Raw genomic sequence first — 18,164 nt, 5'->3', positions numbered from 1 at the left:
TTAACCGATAAGTTGTCCCTGCGTTGAGAGTTTAGGGCAAAGCATTCCCAAATTAAAATAGTCTAAAAACACAAAGATTTCTGTGGGAATGCTTTGCCCCTACACAATTTTAATTTTACGAATTTTCCTTGCGATCGCCATATTCATCACAAAAAGCCTTCACCCCAATATGCAAAACAATCACCGAAACAGATACCACTATCGGCGTGATAAATTCTCCTGAAAAGCCCATACCTGCAAGCAACCCACCAAACTTAGAAATTGTCTCCTTATTATCCAGATCGCCCCACTTCTTCCATTGCTTATACAGCACTCCATCTTCCTCACAAAGATCCGCCTTGGATGCTTTCCAAAACTTTTGTAAAAAACTCTTTGCTGGTTCCTTAGTGACTGTCGCGATCGCCTGATTTTGCTTAACTAGTTGTGCCTCTTTATCACCAGATTTTAGAGACGCATCACCAGATAGCGATCGCACCTCCAATAATTGAGCATCAATTTCTGCGGCTAGTTGAGAAATTTCTTCATCTGAAAACATTACTTTCACTCAAACGTATTTTCTAGTGTCTAAAAATTCTAAAATGTTTTAGTTTATAAAGCTAATAGCAGAGAAGTGAACTATGTCCGACAATCGCAGAAGTCGTGCAATTACCGAAGGCGTTCAGCGATCGCCTAACCGCGCCATGTTACGCGCCGTTGGTTTCCAAGACTCGGATTTTACAAAACCTATTGTCGGTGTTGCAAGCGCCCACAGCACAATTACCCCCTGTAATATGGGAATTGCACCCTTAGCAATCCGCGCTGAAGCAGGAATTCGCGCTGGTAACGGGATGCCCCAAGTTTTCGGCACAATCACCGTTAGCGACGGAATCTCCATGGGAACTGAGGGAATGAAATATTCTCTTGTGTCCCGTGATGTAATTGCCGATTCGATCGAAACCGCCTGTAGCGCTCAGAGTATGGATGGCATTTTGGCGATCGGCGGCTGTGATAAGAATATGCCAGGGGCAATGATCGCAATGGCAAGAATGAATATTCCCGCTATATTTGTCTACGGTGGCACAATCGAACCAGGACATCTTGATGGCGAAGATTTGACCGTGGTTAGTTCCTTTGAAGCCGTTGGTCAATATAGTGCAGGTCGCATTGATGAAGTCAGACTCAACTCAGTTGAGCGCAATGCTTGTCCCGGAGCTGGCTCCTGCGGTGGTATGTATACGGCAAATACCATGTCTTCAGCATTTGAAGCCATGGGTATGAGCTTGATGTATTCCTCCACCATGTCGGCTGTTGCGCCCGAAAAAGCCGCGAATACAGAACTTGCTGGTACGGTTTTAGTCAATGCAATTCGCAATAATCTATTACCTCGCGATATCATCACCCGTAAATCGATTGAGAACGCTATTTCCGTAGTTATGGCTGTCGGTGGTTCAACCAATGCTGTCTTACACTTTTTAGCGATCGCCCATTCCGCAGGTGTGGAATGGAATCTCGATGATTTCGAGCGTATTCGTGAACGTGTTCCCGTAATCTGTGACCTTAAGCCATCAGGAAGGTATGTAGCCACTGACCTCCACAAAGCAGGTGGTATTCCTCAAGTGATGAAGATGCTCTTAGTACGTGGTCTATTACATGGTGATTGCATCACGATTACTGGACAAACTGTTGAGGAAGTTCTCAAAGATATTCCTGATGAACCTCGCGCTAATCAAGATGTGATCCGCCCTTGGGATCGCCCTATGTATAAGCAAGGACATCTCGCCGTTCTGAGAGGCAATCTTGCTGAAGAAGGAGCCGTTGCCAAAATTTCGGGCGTAAAGAATCCGATCATCACTGGCCCTGCTCGCGTTTTTGAATCAGAAGAAGATTCCCTTGCAGCGATTCTTGCTAACAAGATCAATGCAGGTGATATTCTGGTCATTCGTTACGAAGGACCTAAGGGTGGTCCGGGGATGCGCGAAATGCTTGCGCCAACAAGTGCAATTATCGGTGCTGGTTTGGGAGATTCCGTGGGTTTAATTACTGATGGACGTTTCTCTGGTGGTACTTACGGCATGGTAGTTGGTCACGTTGCTCCTGAAGCTTTTGTGGGTGGGGCGATCGCCTTAGTAAAGGAAGGCGACTCGATCACCATTGATGCCCATCAGCGCTTGATTCAACTCAATGTCAGTGATGAGGAACTAGCAAGCCGTCGTGCGAATTGGAAGGCTCCTGCTCCTCGCTACACTAAAGGGGTTTTAGCAAAATATGCCACCCTTGTTTCGACTAGCAGCAAAGGTGCGGTAACTGATTTAGATTTGTTCTAAATTACTCTCTTCCCAGTCTGAAAATAGACATTAAAGCCCAAGAATCAGTGTTGCGGCACGAAGCGCCACAACACTGATTCTTGGGCTTAAGTTCGCAGCCTTTGTCAGCGCAAGCCTTCCCAAATGACAGATTTTCCGCAAACCAAAAAACAACTTAGACAAACATTGCTCAACCAACTCACAAGCTAATCTCAGTAAAGTTTTGTGTTGCATCTTAACTCAAAATGCTGTAATCAAATCAATACAAGGGTTTGATAAAGTTGACAACCCACATAAATATTCTATAGTGAGATAAGACTTATGCATCATAGCAAGTGCAGAAAGTTTGTATAGAAAATTAGGTTGTCAAATGAAAGGAGATGTACTCAAGCGGTTGTTTCGGGTTGTCGCCAGTGAAGATTCACAGGCGATACAGAGTATGCTGTCTGTAGTTGTTGAGGAAGAACGAAAACAAGGACATACCACCCTTGCTGAGCAACTCGAAAACATTCTCCGTAAAAGTACTCGTTTTAGTAAAACAGAAACCTCATCAGTAATAAATCAAAAAGGAGTGGATTTAACCGCTTCTGATGTTGGAATTTCAAAAAATCAAGATTCGCGCACACTAACTCTTTTATCAAGCAAGCATCGATTCAATCACCCTTTTATTGTTACTGTTCCTCGCGATCGCTTACGGCATCACATGGTTCTTTCAGATGCTGTGGAAACTAGATTTCGTCGCATCGAACGGGAATATGCTGCTCGTGATCGCCTTGCTCATCATGGTTTACGTTATCGCCAAAAAATATTACTTTATGGTTCCCCTGGTTGCGGTAAGACTATGGGAGCAGAGAGAATTGCTTGGAATACGGGCTTAACTTTGATTAAAATTCGTTTTGATGCAATGGTATCTTCATTTCTAGGTGAAACTGCTACTAATTTGCGCGAAGTCTTTGAAACTGCGGCAGCAACCCCTTGTTTACTTTTCATTGATGAATGTGATGCTCTTGCCAAGTCGCGTGAGGATAATCAGGAGGTTGGAGAAATCAAACGGGTAGTTAATACTTTCCTGCAACTCCTTGATGAATATGAAGTTTCAAATGGTTTACTGGTAGCTGCTACTAACTTAACTAAGTTCTTAGATGAAGCCGTGTGGCGAAGATTTGACGATGCTATTGAAGTGCCAAAGCCATCAGAATCAGAAATTAGGGCTATATTAAAGCAAACTTTATGTTCTGTTGCAGTTGGTTCAATTGACTGGAACTTAATTGTACAGAAGATGAATGGTTTCTCGGCGGCTCAAGTTGTGCGAGTTGCCCAAGATGCTGCAAAACGGGCAATTTTAGACCGAGAAGAGCTTGTTATTCAAGAACATTTAGAAGAATCAATACAGGATATTGTAACTGCTCATGTCTGATAGCTCTCAACAGTTCAATCATATTCCATTAAGTCTTACACATACAGGTTTTGCTCGTTCTGGAACTCCACCTCGACAATCAAGCCGTTCTACTAGCAATCGTGGGGATGCAGGTAATCATGGTCGCAGGCTCCAGTCTTCTGCGTTCACAATTCTGAGTGATTGGAAAACTAGATTTGAAGAACGTCAGCAAGAAGGATTGCCAGAGATTCCCAATATTCCATCATTTCTATTACAGGTCGACCCACAATCATTTGATGCAGATACTCTCAAAAGCTTTGGAATTGAGGTTGTCCTAGAGCTTGAGGATGGATATATTCTTGGTGCTGCGGCTGATGCTGAGTTGACCAATCTTCAGCAAAAGATAGAGAAGTTTATTGCTGAAGAGTATGGTGGTGGAAAAGTTGCTGAAATATGGGAAATTCTTGAAGGTAAATTTAAGCGGTTAGAATATATTCTATCACCTGATTTACTTGCTCGTTGGGAACAGATCCTAGACAATCAAATGTATATAGTTGATGTCAGTATTGCTTGTGTTGGACTAAACTCTAAATTTTCTAATTGTCCTCCGCCAAAAGAGAATGAAGATCCAGAGAAATACGCACGCAAGTTTGCTAGGTGGAGCGACAGACGCGATCATACTATTCAAGAATGGGATGATCTACAGTGGGATAGAGAATTAGAATTCAAAAAATTTATTTCAGATATTAGCGGAACAATTTTACAAGAAGCCTCATATGATGATCGTTCTCACCTTGCTCTTTTACCAGATAGTTTCTCCTGTCGGGTTGAAATATCTGGCAAAGCTCTAAAAGATTTAGCAACTAATTATCCATATGTTTTTGAAATTAGTGAACCCGATCAAATTTCAGAAATCTTAGCTAATCGTACTCCAAGTCTTCAGGAATCTGTTTTTACTCTTGAGCCTCCATCGCCAATAGCCCCAAAAGTCTGCATTATCGATAGTGGTATTCAAGAAAGCCATGCATTATTACGTGTTGCTATGGATAGCAATAATTCACGATCTTGGGTTCCTAGTGAGACAGATCTGACGGCAGATTATGTACAAGGTGGAGGACATGGGACAAGAGTTGCAGGAGCAATTTTATACCCTCAAGGAATTCCTCCAGCTAGTCAATCAGGAATCTGCTGGCTTCAAAACGCTAGAGTGTTGGGACGGGATCGTAAACTTCCAGAAAATCTCTATATGCCTGAAATTCTTAAAGAAATTGTAGACTTCTATCGCCAAACAGGTACTCGTATCTTTAATCATTCCATTACTAGCTCTAGTCCTTGTAGAATAACTTATATGAGTGCTTGGGCTGCGGAAATAGATAACCTTTGCTGGCTAAATGATATTCTTTTTGTTGTTTCTGCTGGAAATCTATCATTAAATCGTGGCTTAGGTCTTAGCATAACTCGAAAAACTCTCACAGAGCATTTTCAAGATGACTGTCCATATCCAGATTATTTGTTGGAAAAGTCATCTCGTATTGCCAATCCTGCTCAAAGCCTTCAAGCGCTTACAGTTGGTTCAATTGCTCATACTACCTATAATCAACCACCGCTAACTTCAATTGCATCTAAAGATCATCCGTCATCATTTTCTTGCACAGGTTATGGAATCTGGGATTCGATTAAACCTGAAGTTGTGGAATATGGCGGTGACTTCATTAAAGATGAAGGTGATCCGCCTAGTTTTACTACTAATAAGGAAGTTTGTCCTGAATTAGTGAGAACAACAATGGGAGGAACATCAGCAATCGCATCAGACACTGTGGGGACATCCTTTGCAGCACCTAAAGTTACCCATATTGCTGCCGCATTAGCTGCTAGTTTTCCACAGGAAAATTGCTTGCTATATAAAGCCTTGATTGTCCAATCAGCACGGCTACCTACATGGGCAAACAATGAATCAGATCTCTCATCAATTATTCGGATGATGGGCTATGGTTTACCTAACCTTGATCGAGCGATCGGCAATGCCCCTAATCGTGTGACGTTAATTACTAGCGGCGATACTTACATTAAAGCTAAACAAGCAGATATCTATCAAGTAGTAATTCCTAAAGACTTGCAATCGCCAGCGGAGGAATTTGATATTCTAGTTGAGATTACACTTGCCTACAAAGCTGAACCTAGAAGAACAAGGCGTAGTAAACGTAAATATTTATCTACTTGGCTACATTGGGAATGTAGTCAAAAAGGAGAATCTCCAGATAAATTTCTGAAAGGAATTCTTGATAAATATGAGGCTTCTGAAGAACAAGAAGATGGATCAGGTCTATTTGATTGGACTCTTGGAAAATACAAAAATCATGGTAAGCGTGTTAGGGATACATCTAGGGGAAATGGAACAATTCAGAAAGATTGGGCAATTGTGAAGTCATTCGATTTACGGGATGCCTTTTGCATAGCAGTTGTAGCTCATAAAGGCTGGAATAACGATCCAGATGCTCAAGTACCTTACGCTTTAACTGCTAGTTTTGAGATTATCAATTCAGAAATACCCATTTACAACGCATTTGTCCAAGCTCAAGTATCTCTACAAATACAACAACAAGTGCAAGTGTAATTTGCGATGTATTTTACCATTAGCAATTTTTCTAAATATTTTCTGATTAACGAATATTTTGCATACAAAGATTGTGGATTTTGAAAAAAAAGAACAAAAAAGCAAAAAACGAATAAGAAAGGAGTTCTTAGCTAACCGCCTTCAGATACCTAAAGAAATTTGGCAACAAAAAAGTCAAGTATTATGCGATCGCCTCTCCGATTGGCAGATTTTTCAACAGGCGCGAAATATATTAACTTTTAGCAGTTTTCGACAAGAACCAGATTTAAGCCCCCTGTGGCAAATATTCCCTGACAAAAATTGGGGCTTTTCGCGCTGTGTGGACAAAGATCTAATTTGGCATCAAGTGACGATCGCTGATTTTGACAACAATATGCGATCGGGAGCCTTTGGTATTCTGGAGCCGCGCCATGACTTGCCCCTTATGGATTTGCAGAATATCGATCTGATCTTGATCCCTGCGGTGGCTTGCGATCGCCGAGGTTATCGACTGGGCTATGGTGGCGGCTTTTACGATCGCTGGTTACCTAACTCGACAGGGCTTAAAGTCGGAATTGTTTTTGAAGAGTTCTATTTAGATGAGATTCCCATTGATATTTGGGACGTGCCATTAGAGGCGATCGGCACAGAATCAATGATTTATTGCTGAATCCCTTCTTCATAGAGAACTGTAGTTTTGTACTTATAGCAACGCAGGAGATAGATAGGACAAATCAAACCCCAAAAGATGAGTGGCGGCGCGAAGCGCCGCCACTCATCTTTTGGGGTTTATGTCCTGAGCAAAACTTACATTGCTATAGCCATTTGCGGCGTGCTTCGCACGATGCAAATCGCGGAAGATGGCAAGAATCGCTAAGCGGTTCTTACCATCTTCCGCCTTCGTCGAACTGACGTTAAAGTTAAATAAGAAAATCAAATAGCTACTTCGCGCCCACAGGCATACCTAAAATATCCTCAATACGCGGCATTTGGTCTAGGGGAATCACTCGACCTTGATCCTCAAAATTGGCAATCTGATCGAAGTTGAGATAGCGATAGAGATCACTAGCAAAAGGATCGATCTTCTTGGTGACGATCGCTTGATACTCTTCTACTGTCGGAATCTTACCTAGCAAAGCACAGACCGCCGCTAGTTCTGCTGAACCAAGATACACCTGAGCATCCTTGCCCATGCGATTATTGAAGTTACGAGTGGAAGTTGAGAATACCGTTGTACCATCGCCAACACGCGCTTGATTACCCATGCAGAGAGAGCATCCAGGAACTTCAGTTCTGGCTCCTGCGACACCAAAGGTGCTGTAAATTCCTTCTTCCTTGAGTTGGAATTCATCCATGCGGGTGGGTGGCGCGACCCAGAGACGAGCTTTGACGGCGGCTTCTTTTTCGAGAACCTTGGCAGCAGCGCGGTAATGACCGATGTTGGTCATGCAAGAGCCGATAAAGACCTCATCCACGCGATCGCCTGCTACTTCTGAGAGTAACTTCACATTGTCAGGATCGTTAGGTGCAGCAACAATTGGTTCCTTAATTTCATTAAGATCAATCTCAATGATTTCCGCATATTCAGCATCAGGATCAGCTTCCATGAGGACAGGATTAGCAAGCCATTCTTCCATTTTGGCAATGCGTCGCAAGAGAGTCTTGGGATCGCTATAGCCACGAGCGATCATGTTCTTCATCAAGGCAATGTTTGAGCGCAAGTACTCAGCAACTGTCTCAGTACTGAGCTTAATGGTGCTACCAGAGCAGGAACGCTCGGCAGTGGCATCGGTGAGTTCAAAGGCTTGCTCTACTTTGAGATCGGGTAAACCTTCAATTTCCATAATCCGACCTGCAAAGACATTTTTTTTGTTCTTCTTCTCGACCGTCAGCAAACCTCTTTGAATGGCGATATAGGGAATCGCATTGACGACATCGCGCAGGGTAACACCCGCTTGCAATTCACCAGAGAAGCGCACTAGTACAGATTCAGGCATATCCAAAGGCATAATGCCAAGAGCCGCAGCGAAGGCGACTAGCCCTGAACCTGCGGGGAAAGAAATGCCTAATGGAAAACGAGTATGGGAATCGCCACCAGTACCAACGGTATCAGGCAAGAGCATCCGATTTAGCCAAGAGTGGATAATGCCGTCATTGGGACGCAGAGCCACACCGCCACGATTAGAAAAGAAATCAGGAAGTTCCTTATGGGTCTTAATGTCGGTGGGCTTGGGATAAGCTGCCGTGTGACAGAAACTCTGAATTACCAAGTCAGCACTAAACCCTAGGCAAGCAAGCTCTTGCAACTCATCACGGGTCATCGGGCCAGTTGTATCCTGAGAACCAACGGTGGTCATCAGTGGTTCACAGGAAGTATAGGGGCGCACACCAACTACGCCGCAAGCTTTACCGACCATCTTTTGGGCGAGGGTATAGCCTTTACCAGTGTCCGCAGGAGTAGATGGAAGGATAAATACATCGCTGGCGGGAAGCCCGATCGCATGGCGAGTTTTGGCAGTTAAACTGCGTCCAATTAGGAGGGGAATCCGTCCACCTGCGCGAACTTCATCCGCGATCGTGTCAGGAGTGAGGTTGAAAGTAGAGAGGGTTTCTCCTGCGGCGTTGGTAATTTTGCCATCACGAGTGTGAATCGTAATTACGTCACCCATTCCCAACTTCGAGACATCACACTGAATTGGTAAGGCTCCCGCATCTTCAGCAGTATTAAAGAAAATCGGGGCGATCGTGCTACCGATAATCACACCACCCGATCGCTTATTGGGAATAAACGGAATATCATTGCCAATGTGCCATAATACCGAGTTAATCGCTGATTTGCGCGAAGAACCTGTACCTACAACATCACCAACGAAGGCTATGGGATGTCCTTTTTGCTTGAGTTCTGCAATCTTTTGCAAACCTTCAGGCATCATTGATTCCAACATGCTTAGAGCGTGTAGAGGAATGTCGGGGCGAGAGAAAGCTTGAGAAGCAGGTGAGAAGTCATCAGTATTGATTTCACCTGTGACTTTAAAAACTGTCACAGTTACAGTTTCAGGCAATACAGGACGACTAGTAAACCATTCGGCAGCAGCCCATGACTCAATCACCGATCGCGCTCTAGCATTAGCCTTAGATAGGTCTAAAACTTGGTTAAACGCATCAAATACTAACAGGGTTTTCTTTAAAGCTGTGGCGGCGAGATCACCCAATTGGTCATTAGTTAACAAATCAATCAAGGTCTGCACGTTATAACCGCCCACCATTGTACCAAGCAGTTCCACTGCATATAATGGCGAAACGAGAGGTGATGTATGTTCACCCTTAGCGATCGCTGTTAGCCATCCTGCTTTGACATAGGCTGCTTGATCGACTCCTGGGGGAATGCGATCGCGCAGTAACGATAATAAAAATTCCTCTTCGCCTGTGGGGGGATTTTGCAATAGCTCACAAAGCTCCGAGGTTTGCTGAGCATTCAAAGGCAAAGGCGGAATCCCTTGCTGAGCGCGTTCGGCAACATGATCACGGTAGGCTGATAACATACGTTGTTATTTTTAATTCTTGACGGATATTTAACTTATTATCGATCCTATAACAAAAAAAGAGTTAGCTAGTATAAACCAAAACCGAAGAAGTGAGGGGCGGCGCTTTGCACTGCCCCTCACTTCTTCGGTTTTATGTCTTAAGCAAAACTTGCTTTGCTATATAGCACTCCTAAATGTTCGTGTATCGACAGAGAATAAGAGCGTGTTTGAGAAGTTTTTACCCCCTCTAACTCCCCCTTGTAAAGGGGGAGTTAGAGGGGGTAAAAACAGAAATTTACGCTAAAGCTAAATAAGAGACTTCTCAAACACGCTCTAAAGTAGGTCAGCTTAGGAGAATTTCCTTTGACCTTACCTATCACAACGCAATGCGAACCAATGACAATTGGTAGTAATGGATAGAAGTAAATAGTTTAAGAGATCGCGAGACTAAACAAATGGCTATATCGAACTCACGTTAAACAAAAATATAGCAACGCAAGAGATAGATAGGACAAATCAAAACCCAAAAGATGAGTGGCGGCGCTTCGCGCCGCCACCCATCTTTTGGGTTTTATGTCCTAAGCAAAACTTACATTGCTATAGAACGATATACAAAGGTAATTTCATCGCTGAATGTTCCTTAAGAATATTCTGTAAGTATCTGTGCAAATTAGGACTAGAGATAGTTTTTTAGATTGTTGTAACAAAAGTCCATCCCTAGGATACTTTTGCCCCACTGGGAGGCTAAAGTATAAGTAGATATTTATATGGAGTTCAATAGCGTGTCATCAACCGATAGCGCCCAGAAATCTGGGCAAGGAATATCAGTATTAGATGAAAATTTAGAGCAACTTAAGACCAGCGATCTGCATGTGGTCGAAACTTGCCCACTATTAGCACCCGTCGAGGTAAAAACAGAATTACCAATTACCCCCGCGATCGCGAAGGTAGTCTCGAATGCGAGAGCCAGAATCAGAAATATTTTGAATGGTAGCGATCGCCGTTTATTGGTGGTAGTTGGACCTTGCTCAATTCACGATGTCAAAGCAGCCCGTGAGTATGCCGAAAAGTTAGCCAAATTCCGCGATCAGGTCAGCGATGCCCTCGAAATTGTGATGCGTGTTTATTTCGAGAAGCCACGCACTACAGTGGGCTGGAAAGGGCTGATCAACGATCCACATCTCAACGGTACATTTGATATTAATTACGGTATCCGCATGGCGCGGGGGCTATTGCTGGATGTGGCGAAGTTGGGCTTACCCAGTGCTACCGAACTGCTTGATCCGATTGTGCCACAGTATCTTGCTGATCTGATCTCTTGGACAGCGATCGGGGCACGGACAACTGAGAGCCAAACTCACCGCGAAATGTCCTCTGGCTTATCGATGCCTGTGGGTTTTAAAAATGGCACTGATGGCAGCATTGATGTAGCGATTAACGCCCTATTGTCAGCACGTCAGCCCCACCGTTTTCTGGGTGTCAATAACGAAGGTATGGCAAGCATTGTCACGACGACAGGCAATCCTGATGGACATATCGTCTTACGTGGCGGTAAACAGGGGCCTAATTATGACAACGTTCATGTAGAGGCGATCGCCCATCGTCTTAGCGATCGCAAGCTACTGCCTTACATGATGATTGATTGCAGTCACGACAATAGTGGACAAGATTACAATCTTCAGCCAACTGTACTGCAAGATATCGCTGAGCAGGTGCGTAATGGCTCAGAACATATTGTTGGCATCATGCTCGAAAGTCATCTCAATCGAGGCAAGCAACCTTTGAAAGAATTGTCAAAATTGGAATATGGCAAGAGTATTACCGATGGTTGCATTAACTTTGAGACCACTGTTGAAGTTTTGACAGATCTCGCTAATGCAGTGCGATCAGGACGCTTTTAACTAATGGTGCTGGGCTGTAGCCCAGTACCATTAGTTTTGACAAAATCACGAAACTTAACTTCAGCAGCAATCTCGTCTTGTTGTGCTTCTTCGAGAAAGTTATATAAATATTCCTTTTGCATCCAAGGAAAGGTAGGACTGCGATCGCACTCTACATATTGAGATTCCTGTTCTGATTCCTGTAATGTATAAATCTTTAATTCTTGTCCATTATATCGCCAAAATTCAGGGACACCAAGGCTAGCATAAAGCCTATTTTTATCAATATCAGTGTGAGTAATATCCACTTCAACTACGAGATCGGGCGGGGGATCTTGGCTAAAATCAACAGTTTTTCCTGCAACTTTCGGTTGATTCTGGATGTAGTAAGCACAGTCTGGCTCAGCACCACGTTGCAAATCTTCACAATCCATCGTGGTTGATCCCATTGTTTTGAGCTTCATCCCTAGTTCCATAACTAAAATCCTAATAAAAACTTCAATTAAGCATCGTGAAAATTCATGTTTAATTAATGGCATAGTAATCTCAAGGATGCCGCGATCGTAGGTAAGCCGTGCAGCGCGACTCTGTGGTAGAGCATTAAGAATCTGTTGGTATGACAGCCAGCTAATTCCTCGTAGCGCAACTCGATTTTCACCTTGTCTCGCTACTGCGGTAACTGATGAAGTTAAAGGTTGTACTTCTGGTGGTGAAACGGTGATAACCATGTGTTAACCATAACTCTGCTTAAAAGTATTCTAAGACAAAAACAAAGAGAAGGGGCGCATTGCGCCCCTTCTCTTTTAGGAAACAGTAATCAAATCGTTTGAAAGTCGTTTGAAGGCGAGACGCTCGTTTTCAATATCGACAAAGATGGTGTCGCCGTCGCTATAGTCGCCGCGTAGGATTCCTTTTGCGATTTGGGTTTCCAGTTGACGCTGGATGATTCGCTTCAGTGGACGCGCTCCATAAACTGGATCGTAGCCAACTTCCGCAATGAAATCTAGAGCAGCATCAGCAATTTTCAAGGTCATGCGGCGATCGCCTAAACGTTGTTCTAAACGCTGGACTTGCAGCTTCACAATACGGCGGAGTTCATCACGACGTAAAGCATGGAAGATCACAATTTCATCAATACGATTTAAGAACTCGGGACGGAAGCTCGATCGCATAGATTCCATCACCCGATCGCGCATTTCTTCATATTTAGAGTCATCGCCAGCAATATCAAGAATAAACTGCGAACCGACGTTACTGGTCATGATGATAATCGAGTTCTTAAAATCAACGGTGCGACCTTGGGAATCGGTAACGCGACCATCATCAAGGATTTGTAACATAATGTTAAATACATCGGGATGTGCTTTCTCGATTTCATCAAAGAGAATTACGGCATAGGGACGACGACGCACTGCTTCGGTTAATTGTCCACCTTCTTCGTAACCGACATAGCCGGGAGGTGCGCCCACCAAACGGGAAACGCTATGTTTCTCCATATATTCCGACATGTCGATCCGCACCATCGAGTCTTCGGTATCGAAGAGATAGGCGGCGAGCGCTTTGGCTAATTCAGTTTTACCAACACCAGTGGGACCTAAGAAGATAAAGCTAGCGATCGGACGATTGGGATCGGCGAGTCCTGCACGGGAACGTTGAATGGCATCTGCGATCGCAGTGACGGCTTCTTCTTGACCAACGACGCGATCGTGTAGCACATCTTCCAATTGCAGCAGCTTCTCTTTCTCAGATTCCACTAGCTTACTGATCGGAATGCCTGACCATTTCGAGATAATCTCCGCAATGTCTTCTTCTGTAACTTCTTGACGCAATAGCGATCGCCCTGAAGTTTTCGCTTCTTCAAGATTGACCTCAGCAACTTCTAATTGGCGCTGTAAATCAGTAAGCTTGCCATATTTGAGTTCCGCAGCTTTATTCAGATCGTAGTCACGCTCAGCTTGTTGGATTTCCACATTCACATGCTCAATGGATTCCTTGAGTTTGCGAATATTATCGATCACCTGTTTCTCCGCTTCCCATTGTGCCTTGAGGGTGGTTTGCTCTTCCTTTAAGTCTCCTAGTTCTTTGTTCAGTTTTTCTAGACGATCTAAAGACTCACGATCATTTTCTTTTTTGAGTGAGAGACATTCCATTTCAAGCTGAATCACCTTGCGATTAATTTCATCAAGGGCTTCGGGTTGAGAGGTGATTTCCATTTTTAGCTTAGCGGCGGCTTCATCAACGAGATCGATCGCTTTGTCTGGCAAGAAGCGATCGCTAATATAGCGATTAGAAAGCGTTGCGGCTGCTACCAACGCATTGTCAGAAATTTTTACGCCATGATGTAACTCGTAGCGATCGCGCAAACCACGCAAAATTGAGATTGTATCTTCGACATTGGGTTGATCAATATAAACCTGTTGGAAACGGCGCTCAAGGGCGGCATCTTTCTCAATATATTTACGATATTCATCCAATGTCGTTGCACCAATACAGCGCAACTCACCGCGAGCTAGCATTGGCTTCAGCAAGTTACCTGCATCCATGGCTCCCTGTGTGGCTCCCGCACCAACGACGGTATGGATTTCATCGATAAAGAGAATGAATTGACCGCTTGATTCTGTAACTTCCTTCAGAACGGCTTTTAGTCTTTCTTCAAATTCACCACGATATTTTGCCCCTGCAATCAGTCCGCCCATATCCAGAGCGATTAACTTACGACCTTGCAGTGATTCAGGTACATCACCACTGAGAATGCGTTGCGCCAAACCTTCAGCGATCGCTGTTTTACCCACCCCTGGTTCACCAATGAGAACGGGATTGTTTTTGGTGCGTCGTGACAAAATCTGAATCGTGCGGCGGATTTCGTCATCGCGTCCAATCACGGGATCGAGTTTGCCTTCACGGGCTAATTCTGTGAGATCACGCCCATATTTTGTAAGCGCTTCATATTTATTTTCGGGGGTTTGATCGGTCACTTTTTGGTTGCCTCTTACTTGCTGAATCACATTACGGAGTTTTGCCTCATCGAGTCCCATTTCCTGATAGAGAGGTTTGCCGAAGCGATCGTCTTTGCAGTAGGGCAAGAGGATATGTTCAATCGAGATAAAATCATCGCCAAAACTTTTACGTTCCTTTTCAGCACGATCAAACAATACTTCTAAATTTTTGCCCAAATATACAGAGCTATTAGAACTTGATACTTTGGGCTGACGGTTAATAAATTCATCAGTGCGATCGCGCAATTTTTGAATATTGATCCCCACTTTACTAAAGATACTAGCTGCTAGCCCTTCTTCTTCTAGGAGAGCCTTGAGTAAATGTTCGGGTTCAATTTGCTGCTGCTGAGCCGCTTTCACCACATCGGGTGTCCTTGCGATCGCTGCCCATGCTTTTTCGGTAAATTGATTGGGATTAGTTGGTTGCATCGCCAGTTACCTCCTGTAGTTTCAACGTCTGTGAATATCTTAGAGCGTAAGGCTTTTAAACGGGATCGGTTCTACCTCGCTAAAGGGTGCGTGTTTCCGTACATTGGCATTACATTTACCTCTTACAGTACGTCAGCTAAGGCGACTTTTGTTCTATGCATATGTGCGATCGCTTGATTGCTTGCTGATTTGTGTATAGGTATAGCGATCGCACCTCACAAATTGCTGTAACAAGTATCTATAATGGGATTGGATTGAGCTTGTTTACCATCTTTTCTTGCTTTTATTGCTATGCCAGCCAAAGACATTTATCATGAAGCAGTTAAAAATGCTCTTATCAAAGATGGCTGGATGATCACGGCTGATCCTTATCTGATTCGCTATAAAGATGTGGATTTGTTTGCTGATTTGGCTGCTGAAAAGCCGATCGCTGCCGAACGACAGGGCAAAAAAATTGTGGTTGAGGTTAGTTGTTGGTTGTGAATACAATGCAGGAGGAAATCTTACAATGGATAGATTAGATAAGTATCGTGATGTCATCAAAAAGATCTTGACTGAGTATCATAGCTGGGCTACTAATTCTAATATTAGAGAAAGAGAGAGTTGTCTAGTTTTTGATGATGTTCACGATCAGTATTTTTGGTTTTTAATGGGTTGGCAAGGGGAGAGGAAATATAGGAATATTCAGGTGCATATCCGTATTAAGAATCAAAAGATTTATATTGAGGATGATTGGACTGAGGAGGGGATTGCTAATGAGTTGTTAACGGAAGGTATCCCTAAGTCTGATATTGTTTTGGCTTTTCATGATCCTGAGACTCGGAAGTTAACTGAGTTTGCCGTGGCTTAGCGATCGCGGTTTATGCGTTATCTTAAAGTTTAAAATAAAGTTTATCATCCTGATTTCAAAAACAAAAAACCTATGATTGACTTTCATCTATCTGTTCAACCGCAAACAGAACAAAGACTTAGAAAAATTTTAAGTCAGGTACAAGATACTGAGATGTTTGCAAGGAATATTATTTCCTATCAAATTGCAGAATTACAGAAAGGGAGCTTAAACTTGCGATTGGATCTAAAAGAATTTGAACAGAAATACCAAATGACCTCTGAAGATTTTCAAGAGAGATTCTCTCAAGGTGTTTTAGGAGATGATGCAGATTTTATGATTTGGTCAGGCTTGTACGAAATGCTTTGTCTCAATCAGATGCAGCTTAGCGAATTGAGATGATTGAGACTTATTTTGGTGATGATATCAAAGAATCTCCTGAAATTATTCTCTATCAGGTGCTTTTAGAGATTGCTCAAAATCAGAGATTGACAAAAGGCGATCGCCTATTCATTTCACGGGTAAAATCGCTTGATTGCTTGCTGACAGGGTTATGAGTGTGGCGATCGCTATTTAACGATTTTTGTAAACTTCTCGTCTATGTTTACATTGCAGCAACAAAATAGTTTCATCTTTATCAAGAATTTCATAACGAATTCGATAATCACCGATTCTAATCCGATATTCATTTTCATAACCTTTTAACTTGGTTACGCCATCAGGACGCGGATCTTCAGATAGTTGTGATATCTAGCTGTAAACTCTAGATTTTATGTCATTAGGAAGATTGTCCAGATCTTTTTGGATAGACTTGGTGACGATGATTGTGTAAGTCATGACTAGTTCTGAGCAAGATACTGATGAAATGTGATGTATTCACCTTTTCGATATTCCTCGCGCACTTGCTGAATTTCTTCAACAGTTTCGTCGTCTTCTAACCAGTCTTGTTCTTCAGCTTGGGCGATCGCTTCGTCAAGAATTAACCAGAGTTGGTGTTTTTCTTCTAGACTCAGCGCGTTAACTGACTCAATGGCGGTGTGTAATGCTTGGGTCATAATTGACACCTTTAGATTTTTAATTTGTTACCTATTTTACTTAGATATTAGCTATTTAACGTCATCCAAAGAAATATACAAGGCGATCGCCTATTCATTTCTTTGGAAAAATCACTTGATTGCTTGTTGACGGGCTTATGAGTAAGGCGATCGCGTCTTCATCAATAGCTATAATAAAAACTAAGTTAATCGGTTGTTGTGCATGACTAGTCATTACAAAATTGAGGCGTTTTGGGATCAAGAGGCTCAGGTCTGGGTTGCTGAGAGTCCAGATATTCTTGGCTTGGTGACGGAAGCTGATAACCTCGATCGGCTGACTAATAAGCTCAAGCAGATGATTCCCGAATTACTTGCCGCTAATCATCACATGGCTATTGATGATCAACGGAAGGTGATCTCGTTTGAATTAGTAACTCATCGGCAAGAATTAATTCAGGTGGCTTAAAGTATGGCAAGTTCCTTTACTCCCGAATTAAAGAAACTGCTTCTAGAGGCAAGTTGCTACTTTGAGCGTCATGGGAAGGGGGATCATGAGATTTGGTATAGCCCAATTACCGAACGGAGGTTTGTTGTCGATAAAGCGATCAAGTCTCGACATACGGCTAATGCTGTTTTAAAGCAAGCAGGGTTAGTAAAGGCGTTTTAATGAATTGCCAAAATTTAAAAGACAAAAGCATGAAAATAAGATATTTTGCAGATGCTGACACTCTGTACATCGTCTTTTTTCAGAAAACACCTGCGGAAACGCGAGATTTAGATGAGAATACTTTATTGGATTTAGATGAGGATGGTCAGCTTTGCAGTATGACAATTGAACACGCTAAGGAATGGGTGGGTATTCCAGAGATCGATTATCAACAGATTGCAGCTTAGAAATTGTTGCTATCAATCAAGACAACTGGATATAATCAAACTTTACAGACAAAAAATAAATATTGAATGAATATGGAAAGTTGTAACACATGGCAATGTGTAAATAGCTTTGCTCCTTGGATAGCTGCATTTGGTAATATAACTATCTCTGGGCTTGCATTTTGGTTATCTGTAAGAGATAAAGTAATTCGTGTAGATTCTAGCCTGTATTATTCACGAGATGGGAAAGAGAAACGAAATCCAAGCAAAAACAGATCGTTAAGTTAAGAATGGAGAGATTTGCATCAATTAAAAGAAGAAAAAGCAACAGAAACAAGAATTAATG

Annotated in this window: 16 protein-coding genes and 2 pseudogenes; 12 read left to right on the top strand and 6 right to left on the bottom strand. The window is 42.9% G+C overall.

Translation table 11 applies throughout. The features are described from left to right. Window positions 1-115: 115 nt before the first annotated feature. Window positions 116-535 carry a hypothetical protein gene (locus tag VB775_RS21565; RefSeq protein WP_281006826.1) on the bottom strand — a complete coding sequence of 140 codons (420 nt, stop codon included), beginning with the start codon at window positions 533-535 and terminating at the stop codon, window positions 116-118. Window positions 536-617: 82 nt separating this feature from the next. Between VB775_RS21565 and ilvD the strand changes: the two genes are divergently transcribed. From ilvD to VB775_RS21545, 4 genes are all read left to right on the top strand, one after another. Then, window positions 618-2,303 (top strand): dihydroxy-acid dehydratase, encoded by a 1,686-nt coding sequence (gene ilvD, locus VB775_RS21560; protein ID WP_281006825.1) that lies wholly within the window; start codon window positions 618-620, stop codon window positions 2,301-2,303. 349 nt (window positions 2,304-2,652) lie between these two features. After that, window positions 2,653-3,699 (top strand): ATP-binding protein, encoded by a 1,047-nt coding sequence (locus VB775_RS21555; protein ID WP_281006824.1) that lies wholly within the window; start codon window positions 2,653-2,655, stop codon window positions 3,697-3,699. Beyond that, window positions 3,692-6,274, top strand: a complete 2,583-nt coding sequence (locus VB775_RS21550; RefSeq protein ID WP_281006823.1) for a S8 family peptidase — start codon at window positions 3,692-3,694, stop codon at window positions 6,272-6,274. Before VB775_RS21555 ends, VB775_RS21550 begins: the two co-directional genes overlap by 8 nt. A 73-nt stretch (window positions 6,275-6,347) precedes the next feature. Next, a complete protein-coding gene (locus VB775_RS21545; RefSeq protein WP_281006822.1) occupies window positions 6,348-6,923 on the top strand; it encodes a 5-formyltetrahydrofolate cyclo-ligase in 576 nt (191 codons plus the stop codon). A gap of 271 nt (window positions 6,924-7,194) precedes the next feature. Here the strand turns inward: VB775_RS21545 and acnB are convergent, their stop codons facing one another. Further along, window positions 7,195-9,795, bottom strand: coding sequence for a bifunctional aconitate hydratase 2/2-methylisocitrate dehydratase (gene acnB, locus VB775_RS21540; protein WP_281006821.1), 2,601 nt, complete (start codon window positions 9,793-9,795; stop codon window positions 7,195-7,197). A 749-nt stretch (window positions 9,796-10,544) separates the two neighbouring features. Here acnB and VB775_RS21535 point away from each other — a divergent pair. Further along, window positions 10,545-11,678 carry a 3-deoxy-7-phosphoheptulonate synthase gene (locus VB775_RS21535; protein WP_281006820.1) on the top strand — a complete coding sequence of 378 codons (1,134 nt, stop codon included), beginning with the start codon at window positions 10,545-10,547 and terminating at the stop codon, window positions 11,676-11,678. Here VB775_RS21535 and VB775_RS21530 read toward each other — a convergent pair. Together VB775_RS21530 and clpB are read right to left on the bottom strand one after the other, a co-directional pair. Beyond that, entirely contained in the window at window positions 11,675-12,385 is a 711-nt protein-coding gene (locus VB775_RS21530; RefSeq protein ID WP_281006819.1) for a Uma2 family endonuclease, read from the bottom strand. The genes VB775_RS21535 and VB775_RS21530 overlap by 4 nt on opposite strands. Window positions 12,386-12,460: 75 nt before the next feature. Beyond that, complete coding sequence (clpB, locus tag VB775_RS21525; RefSeq protein WP_281006818.1) at window positions 12,461-15,082, bottom strand: ATP-dependent chaperone ClpB; 2,622 nt, start codon at window positions 15,080-15,082, stop codon at window positions 12,461-12,463. 291 nt (window positions 15,083-15,373) lie between these two features. On the opposite strand from clpB, the pseudogene VB775_RS21520 reads away from it, so the two are divergent. The 4 genes and pseudogenes from VB775_RS21520 to VB775_RS21505 form a co-directional block, all read left to right on the top strand. After that, window positions 15,374-15,562: pseudogene (locus tag VB775_RS21520) on the top strand (element excision factor XisH family protein); the annotation flags it as partial. A 28-nt stretch (window positions 15,563-15,590) separates the two neighbouring features. Continuing rightward, window positions 15,591-15,932 carry a XisI protein gene (locus VB775_RS21515; RefSeq protein WP_281006816.1) on the top strand — a complete coding sequence of 114 codons (342 nt, stop codon included), beginning with the start codon at window positions 15,591-15,593 and terminating at the stop codon, window positions 15,930-15,932. A 72-nt stretch (window positions 15,933-16,004) separates the two neighbouring features. Continuing rightward, complete coding sequence (locus VB775_RS21510; protein WP_281006815.1) at window positions 16,005-16,313, top strand: hypothetical protein; 309 nt, start codon at window positions 16,005-16,007, stop codon at window positions 16,311-16,313. Continuing rightward, the gene (locus tag VB775_RS21505; RefSeq protein WP_281006814.1) at window positions 16,310-16,468 is read left to right on the top strand and encodes a hypothetical protein; all 159 of its coding nucleotides are present in this window, start codon (window positions 16,310-16,312) and stop codon (window positions 16,466-16,468) included. Before VB775_RS21510 ends, VB775_RS21505 begins: the two co-directional genes overlap by 4 nt. A 16-nt stretch (window positions 16,469-16,484) precedes the next feature. On the opposite strand, the pseudogene VB775_RS21500 reads toward VB775_RS21505, so the two are convergent. Next, window positions 16,485-16,748 (bottom strand): annotated as a pseudogene (locus tag VB775_RS21500) (type II toxin-antitoxin system RelE family toxin). Window positions 16,749-16,750: 2 nt separating this feature from the next. After that, window positions 16,751-16,966 carry a hypothetical protein gene (locus tag VB775_RS21495; RefSeq protein ID WP_281006813.1) on the bottom strand — a complete coding sequence of 72 codons (216 nt, stop codon included), beginning with the start codon at window positions 16,964-16,966 and terminating at the stop codon, window positions 16,751-16,753. Between the two features lie 202 nt (window positions 16,967-17,168). Between VB775_RS21495 and VB775_RS21490 the strand changes: the two genes are divergently transcribed. Genes VB775_RS21490 through VB775_RS21480 form a run of 3 tightly spaced genes read left to right on the top strand, consistent with a single transcriptional unit; the run spans window position 17,169 to window position 17,839 of the window. Then, on the top strand, window positions 17,169-17,411 hold the full coding sequence (locus VB775_RS21490; RefSeq protein WP_281006812.1) for a DUF1902 domain-containing protein: 243 nt from the start codon (window positions 17,169-17,171) through the stop codon (window positions 17,409-17,411). Window positions 17,412-17,414: 3 nt separating this feature from the next. Then, on the top strand, window positions 17,415-17,612 hold the full coding sequence (locus tag VB775_RS21485; RefSeq protein ID WP_281006811.1) for a type II toxin-antitoxin system HicA family toxin: 198 nt from the start codon (window positions 17,415-17,417) through the stop codon (window positions 17,610-17,612). A 29-nt stretch (window positions 17,613-17,641) separates the two neighbouring features. After that, window positions 17,642-17,839 (top strand): DUF2283 domain-containing protein, encoded by a 198-nt coding sequence (locus tag VB775_RS21480; RefSeq protein ID WP_281006810.1) that lies wholly within the window; start codon window positions 17,642-17,644, stop codon window positions 17,837-17,839. The last annotated feature ends 325 nt before the right edge of the window (window positions 17,840-18,164 follow it).

The sequence above is a fragment of the Pseudanabaena sp. CCNP1317 genome (assembly GCF_034931345.1).
GTDB classification, from domain to species: Bacteria; Cyanobacteriota; Cyanobacteriia; order Pseudanabaenales; family Pseudanabaenaceae; genus Pseudanabaena; species Pseudanabaena galeata.
Note: the sequence above shows the minus strand (reverse complement) of the source record. Positions and strands in the feature narration are given on the sequence as shown.